At 60.7% G+C, this 1,147-nt stretch carries 2 protein-coding genes; both read left to right on the top strand.

What is annotated here, in order from left to right; all coding sequences use genetic code 11:
- Positions 1-384 precede the first annotated feature (384 nt).
- Positions 385-606: a DUF1659 domain-containing protein gene (locus F599_RS0110280; RefSeq protein WP_019543447.1), complete on the top strand. Its 222-nt coding sequence runs from the start codon at positions 385-387 to the stop codon at positions 604-606.
- Between the two features lie 189 nt (positions 607-795).
- Positions 796-1,008 carry a DUF2922 domain-containing protein gene (locus F599_RS0110275; protein WP_019543446.1) on the top strand — a complete coding sequence of 71 codons (213 nt, stop codon included), beginning with the start codon at positions 796-798 and terminating at the stop codon, positions 1,006-1,008.
- The last annotated feature ends 139 nt before the right edge of the window (positions 1,009-1,147 follow it).

The raw sequence follows: 1,147 nt of genomic DNA, 5'->3' as shown, positions 1-1,147 counted from the left end.
TGGACGTTTGTGCGTTGAGTTTCCAAGTTTTGGAAACAATCATGCGTGATCGCATGATAGACTTGACGGCATCTCGCCGTCTTTTTTATTTGGGCCTCACCTGGTGTCGGCAGATCGCGCAGCCCAGCCGTTAAGGAAGCACGGATTCATTCAGCACTCCGTCTTCACGCGTCTGCGCTGTCCTCTCGCCCTCGACAATCCTCAGCACAAAACGCGATGGAGCGTTTTGCCGCTACGCTTCCGGTTTGTCTCCGAAGAGTACAGCGCAGACGCGCAAATCCGGAGCACCTCATTTCATCAGTGCTTCCTTAAGCAAAAATTTTTTGCTGAGGTTGTATCTCCTCCCGCTCACGGCATATCTTTGAGTGAAAGGAGGTGAGCAGCATGGCAAAGAAAAGCGAGCAGGCGACGAAGCTCGTGCTCAAGGTCGTGACGGGGCAGAAGGCCGACGGCACGCTGAGCACGGCGCAGCGCGCGTTTGCGGGCATGAATCCGGCGCTTGCGGATGAGGATATCCTCTCCATCGGCACGAAGCTCGGCGCGCTCCAGCGCTACGAGATCGCGGCCGTCGGCCGCACGGACAGCGCGCAGATCGTCGCGGAGTGAGACGGTCCGCCCTCTAGCGGCGGATGATGTCACAGGCGGCACATAGGTGCAGCGGCGGGCGGCGGGCAATATAGACGGGCTGGCGAAGAGACGGGAGGCGCGCATGAGAAGCACGCGCGGCGTGTGATGGAAGCGCGGGCAACCTCTGTAAACTCACGGCAGCCAGGCGATAGGAAAGGAGGGAATACCATGGCAAAGTCTCTGAAGATGATCTTCCAGACGGAGGCAGGCAAGACGGCGACGCTGTCGCTGGCGGAGCCGAAGGACGGCCTCACGAAGGCGGAGGTGCAGACGGCAGTCGATGAGATGGTCGCGAAGAAGGCGGTCGTCATCGGCAGCGCTGCGGCCACGGGCGTCAAGGAGTTCTACGTGCAGAACTCCGAGCGCGTGGAGCTCGCCTGAGGCGAGTGACGGCAGGCAGGGGAGACGCGTTCCCAGGTGGGAGCGTGTCTCTTTTTGCTATGTAAATCCCCAAGAGCGCAAGCCGCAGGCGCAGCGCGATTGGCCGGATTTACTGCAAGGGCGGGCGCACCATGTCCAC

This window comes from Selenomonas bovis DSM 23594, assembly GCF_000381005.1.
GTDB lineage: Bacteria > Bacillota > Negativicutes > Selenomonadales > Selenomonadaceae > Selenomonas_C > Selenomonas_C bovis.
The sequence above is the reverse complement of the archived record's forward strand: the minus strand, read 5'-3'. Positions and strand labels throughout refer to the sequence as shown.

Bases quoted from the DNA above. Each gene is read 5' to 3' on its own strand.
- F599_RS0110280 (WP_019543447.1), top strand. From the start codon at position 385: ATGGCAAAGAAAAGCGAGCAGGCGACGAAGCTCGTGCTCAAGGTCGTG.
- F599_RS0110275 (WP_019543446.1), top strand. From the start codon at position 796: ATGGCAAAGTCTCTGAAGATGATCTTCCAGACGGAGGCAGGCAAGACG.